Source organism: Sphingobacterium sp. UBA7253 (genome assembly GCF_002472745.1).
In the GTDB taxonomy this organism is placed as follows: Bacteria; Bacteroidota; Bacteroidia; order Sphingobacteriales; family Sphingobacteriaceae; genus Sphingobacterium; species Sphingobacterium siyangense.
Genome location: NZ_DKSP01000011.1, coordinates 1 through 5,452 on the forward strand (window position 1 = coordinate 1; position 5,452 = coordinate 5,452).

General features: G+C 39.4%; 5 protein-coding genes. All 5 read left to right on the forward strand.

What is annotated here, in order from left to right; translation table 11 throughout:
• Window positions 1–157: 157 nt before the first annotated feature.
• Entirely contained in the window at window positions 158–769 is a 612-nt protein-coding gene (locus tag B2X72_RS00695; RefSeq protein ID WP_248933065.1) for a hypothetical protein, read from the forward strand.
• Window positions 766–1,065, forward strand: coding sequence for a winged helix-turn-helix domain-containing protein (locus B2X72_RS00700; RefSeq protein WP_248933064.1), 300 nt, complete (start codon window positions 766–768; stop codon window positions 1,063–1,065). The genes B2X72_RS00695 and B2X72_RS00700 overlap by 4 nt, the downstream gene beginning before the upstream one ends.
• A gap of 54 nt (window positions 1,066–1,119) precedes the next feature.
• Window positions 1,120–1,611, forward strand: a complete 492-nt coding sequence (locus B2X72_RS00705) for a Coq4 family protein (RefSeq protein WP_145328202.1) — start codon at window positions 1,120–1,122, stop codon at window positions 1,609–1,611.
• Window positions 1,612–1,615: 4 nt separating this feature from the next.
• Window positions 1,616–3,082 carry a cell envelope integrity protein CreD gene (gene creD, locus B2X72_RS00710; RefSeq protein ID WP_286848053.1) on the forward strand — a complete coding sequence of 489 codons (1,467 nt, stop codon included), beginning with the start codon at window positions 1,616–1,618 and terminating at the stop codon, window positions 3,080–3,082.
• Window positions 3,083–3,262: 180 nt separating this feature from the next.
• Window positions 3,263–5,344 carry a S9 family peptidase gene (locus tag B2X72_RS00715; RefSeq protein WP_286848054.1) on the forward strand — a complete coding sequence of 694 codons (2,082 nt, stop codon included), beginning with the start codon at window positions 3,263–3,265 and terminating at the stop codon, window positions 5,342–5,344.
• The last annotated feature ends 108 nt before the right edge of the window (window positions 5,345–5,452 follow it).

Consider the following 5,452-nt stretch of genomic DNA (forward strand, 5'->3'; position numbering starts at 1 on the left):
ACTTCCGCATTAGGATTTCTTTTGATGCCACAAAGATAGAAACCAAACCTATATCCTGCAAGTATTTTCTACTCTTTTTTTTATTTTTTTTCAATATTCCCCCAACCCCTTGCATAATTCATTATTATTCATTTACTTTGAATATCAAAGTACTTTTATGGAACAGAAAGATTTATTTAGAGAACTTGGGCAGATCAGATCATTAATGGAAAAATCGTCCAAATTTGTTTCAATAAGCGGATTATCAGGTGTACTCATGGGCTGTTATGCTTTGCTGGGAACGCTATTGGGATACTATATTATAAAGCAACCCGAAAGTACCGCTCTACCCTTGGGCCAAAATCTGAATAGGCCTCTACTGTTTTTAATAATTGCGCTCATCGTCCTCTTATCATCCCTGGTGACCGGCTGGCTAATGGCACGTAAAAAGGCGAGAAAAAATAAGCAGTCGATTTGGAACATTACAAGCAAATCTCTTTTATTTGCAGTTTCAATCCCCTTACTAACGGGTGGCGTGATATCCTTGTTGTTTTTTGTCCAAGGCTACTACCAGCTGATTGCTGCTATGCTGCTGATCTTTTATGGACTGGCACTGACTGCGGGTAGCATCTATACCTTTGCCGAAGCAAAAGGCCTGGGTATACTCGAAATCTGCCTGGGTTTGATTGGTATATGTTTCCCGGACAACGGGTTATTATTATGGGGATTAGGATTTGGTGTGCTACACATCATCTATGGTTTTATCGTTTACAAAAAGTACGAATCGTGAAATTAGATCTTTCCTTATATGACAAAATATTTGAAAACAGAGTTCGCCTCCAAATTATGAGTGTTCTCGCTGCCAATGAAGAATACGATTTTAATTCATTGAAAGAATTGTTGGATGTAACCGATGGTAACCTTGCTTCCAACCTAAAAACATTGGAAAAAGAGGAATACATTATTGTCGAAAAAAGCTTTGTCGACCGGAAGCCGAACACCAGATACAAAAGAACAACAAAAGGACTTAAAGCCTTTGAAAACCATCTTATTGCACTTGAAAATTTAATAAAACAGCAATACTAATATTTTTTTTATCTACTTACTTTGAAAACCAAAGTACTTTTAAAACATAATTAAATGAAAGGAATTAGACTGAAACTGATGCTGCACCTCTACAATTGGTCCTCCAAAGTATATGCAAACATCTTTAAATGGAACAAAAAAGCCTGGGGAATCTCTAAAGCAGATTTCATGACCTACCCCATTGGAAGCATCGGCCATAATTTGGGGCTCTTTTATGAAAGTAAAGGTTTCGATGTCATGCCCAAACTGGAAAATCACGATGTCTTTCATATCCTTACTGAAACCGGAACAGAGATACAAGATGAAATTGCCATGCAATTCCTTCTGCTTGGTAATGGAAAGATAAGTCTGTATCTCATGGCAATGATTTTTATTGGCGGCACCTTATTTCCTGAATACTTCAGTTATTACAAAAAACATTTTCAAAAGGGGCGATCGCTCCAGAGCTTTCATCATTTAGAATTTAAAGAAATCCTTCATTGGCAATTAACGGAGCTTCAAATTGCCTTATACAGCAAAAACATTCAGCTAAACTTAAACCGCTAAAATCATGGAATACAACAATTTATCTCCAACAGAGCAATCCTCATTTTTTGAGAAAATCAGTAATTCTACTGTCCTAAAACTATTTGTCATTTTCTTTCTTTCCCTCATACTACTTATTCCGCTAGCCTTAATCAGCGATTTGATTGAAGAGCGGAAAAACCGCGAACAGGAAGTATCCGATGGAATTACATTAAATTGGGGAAAGGATCAGGTTATTTCAAGCCCTGTTCTTGCCATCCCCTATCGCGAGACTATCCCACTTTCTGCCGAAAAAGCCGAAAAATCTAACCTTAGAGAGGAGCTGAAGTGGATATTTGTCTTACCCAAAACTTCCAATATCGCAACAGATATAACGCCACAATATCTCTCTAGAGGTATTTATAATGCCGTAGTTTACAACAGCAACATCACATTAGAAGGTTCCTTTGACAAAATATCCCTAGAAAAACTCGAGGTCCCTCATGAGCAAATTGACTGGAAAGGCAGCAAGCTTATTTTCGGTATCCAGGATTTTAAAGGCCTAGGCAAGCGCCCATCCTTGATTTGGGATGGTAACGAGTTAACTTTCGATCCAGACTTTAATAATCTCAAATTATTCACTCAGAATTTAGTCTGTCCGGTATCTTTGGATCCGCAGAAAACGGACAGTCGTTTCAAGATAAAACTAAATCTAAAAGGATCCAAATCATTAAATTTCCTCCCTCTTAGTGATCAGACAAACATCCAGGCAAAGGGCAACTGGGCTAATCCAAGTTTCACTGGTGCATTTTTACCCAGCAAACGTAATACCGAAACATCCAATTTTTCAGCTTCCTGGGAAATTCCATCTTTCAGTCGAAAGCTACCACAACAATGGACTGGCGATGCCCGTCCAATCTATCAGTTCGATAACAAGGTCGCAAATGGAAATGAGGACAATGAACAAAAAGCGGCACAAACCGCCAACACTACACTTGCCTCTGCAAATAACCTATTGGATAATACGGACATGATTACAATTAACTTCTTACCCGATATCAATAACTATCAAAAAACAACACGAGTTGCCAAATATGGTATTTTAGTCATCATTCTGACCTTTACTTCACTCCTATTCACCGAGGTGATCAAGAAAAAACGGATCCATATCATCCAATATATTCTAATTGGAGCAGCGATGGTTCTTTTTTACACATTGTTGCTCGCACTATCCGAGCATATTGGATTTAATCTAGCTTACTTAACCGCTTCCGTGGCTACAGTTATGCTGATTGGCAGTTTCATTAAATCAATTACCAAAGATCAGAAATCGGCGCTGTTGCTGAGTTCAATTTTGGCTTTATTTTATCTCTTCATCTATATCCTTATGCAACTTCGGGATTATTCCCTTATCGCTGGAACAATTGGCATCTTTATCATTTTGGCGATTTTAATGCGCGTTTCAACAAAAATAAACTGGTATCAATTTGACAATAGCCATGTGGATCAATAGACAACATCTGCGACTTTACTGGGTCTTGATTCAGATATTACTTAAAAAATAGGGATTTACAATTCTCATTAGCCATTTTTAACTAAAAGAGATGGCTATTTTTTTACTTGACTTAGCATTTATGACCAAATTCTGTAACTTGCGAAGAAATTTTTCAGCGGCATAGATATGTTTAAACAGATGAAAAAACTTACAATACTTACATTAGCGATTATGGCGTGTAACCTAAGCAATGCGCAAGAAAGCAAAGGTGGAAAAAGCAATTTTAAATTAGTGTCGGAATCGCCACAACCGATCAACCCAAGTACACTCTGGGATCTTGGTCGTGTTTCGGCCGAAGGACTTTCTGCAGATGGCAAAACATTGGTATATGGTGTTTCCAATTATAATTTGGAAAGCAATTCAAGTGAAAAAAATCTATATACGATTTCACTGGCCAATGGCACCAACCAGCAGTTCACCGATCAAAAAGGCGGTGAAACAGTCGTTCAGATCGCACCAAATGGCGACGTAATTTATTTACTAAAAGGGCAGTTATGGAAGAAGAACCTATCTAAGGGTGAAGCACTTCAATTGACAAATGGTGATATCGCCTTAGAAAATGTCAAATTTTCTCCTGATGGAAAACAAATACTCTTCAGTCAGTCCGTTCTTGTAAAAAAATACCACAGCACAGATAAATATCCCGAATTGCCAAAGTCAGACGCTTATATCTATGACAACTTAGATTATAGGCACTGGGATACCTTCAATGATGGTAAGTTCAGTCATCCTTTTGTGGCGAGTTTTATTGATGGTAAAGTTGGTGAGCCGGTAGACCTATTGAAGGACCAAGCCTTTTATAGCCCTCAGGCACCATTTGGTGGCGCCGAAGATCTTGCCTGGTCTCCAGATAGCAAAGCAGTGCTGTATGTCTGTAAAAAGAAATTCGGAACAGACTATGCCGTCAGTACCAATACCGATATTTATCGCTATGATATCGCCAGCGGAACGACTTCCAACCTGACAGAAGGTATGAATGGGTATGACACAGCCCCAACCTATTCTCCCGATGGGAAAAGCCTAACTTGGCTCAGCATGAAAACCGATGGTTATGAATCGGACAAAAATGACATCATGCTATTTGACAAAAACAGCTCAATTCGTTTAAATCTAACAGCACATTGGGATGGTACGGTCAATAGTTTTATCTGGAGCAGTGACAATCGAAAAATCTATTTTACAGCTGCTACGAAAGGTACCGTTCAATTATTTGAACTTGAAGTACCGACCAATATCAAAGCTAAAAGTTTACCAAAAATACATCAAATTTCAGAAGGAGACTTTGACATCACCGGTATTGTAGGCCAAGTAGCGGACAAATTAATCGTTAGCTCGACAAAGTTTACCCGTGCTACAGAAATCTTCAGCTTTGATCTAAAAACCAAATCATTAACTCCGGTCACCAAAGTTAATGATGCAAAATATGCAAGCATCAGCGAAAACAAAATTGAGAAGCGTATTACAAAGGCATCCGATGGAGCAGATCTGTTTTCATGGGTAATCTATCCGCCAAACTTTGACCCTGCAAAAAAATATCCAACCATACTTTACTGTGAAGGCGGCCCTCAATCCGCACTGACACAATTTTATTCGTTCCGTTGGAATTTACAATTGATTGCATCACAAGGTTATATTGTCATCGCTCCAAACCGTAGGGGTATGCCTGGCTGGGGGGTAAAATGGAATGAAGCTATTTCCCAAGACTGGGGCGGTCAGCCAATCCGGGATTACTTGGCCGCCATAGACGATATCTCCAAAGAGTCTTATGTAGATACAACACGCCGCGCGGCGATTGGGGCTAGTTATGGTGGATACTCTGTTTATCAACTAGCTGGCGTGCATCAAAACCGTTTCAAAACGTTCATTGCGCACAATGGTTTATTCGACATGAGAAGCTGGTATGGTACCACAGAAGAACTCTTTTTCGCCAACCACGAACTGGGCGGAGCGTACTGGGATAGCAAAAATGAGAAATCCTATACCGCATTCAACCCGATTGAAAAAGCAAATAATTGGCACACACCAATTTTGATCTTTCAGGGTGGAAGAGATTATCGTGTTCCAATCGGACAAGGACTGGCAGCATTCCAATTGGCTCAGCTCAAAAAAATTAAGAGCCGTCTGGTCTACCTACCGGATGAAAATCACTGGGTTCTGTCCGGACAAAACGCACAGGTTTGGCAAAGAGAATTCTTTACCTGGCTTAAAGAAACCTTATAGAAAGTACGGTGAAATCGGATCGGAAAATCACCTACTTTCGCGACTAATAAAGTCGCTCGTAAAGTGCTGAATTTAGCAGAATAGAAACGCCACTCGATGAGTGGCGTT

What these genes read in the sequence shown, in the direction of transcription:
- B2X72_RS00695 (WP_248933065.1), top strand. Translation starts at nt 158, where the DNA reads ATGGAACAGAAAGATTTATTTAGAGAACTTGGGCAGATCAGATCATTA.
- B2X72_RS00705 (WP_145328202.1), top strand. Translation starts at nt 1,120, where the DNA reads ATGAAAGGAATTAGACTGAAACTGATGCTGCACCTCTACAATTGGTCC.
- creD (WP_286848053.1), top strand. Translation starts at nt 1,616, where the DNA reads ATGGAATACAACAATTTATCTCCAACAGAGCAATCCTCATTTTTTGAG.
- B2X72_RS00715 (WP_286848054.1), top strand. Translation starts at nt 3,263, where the DNA reads ATGAAAAAACTTACAATACTTACATTAGCGATTATGGCGTGTAACCTA.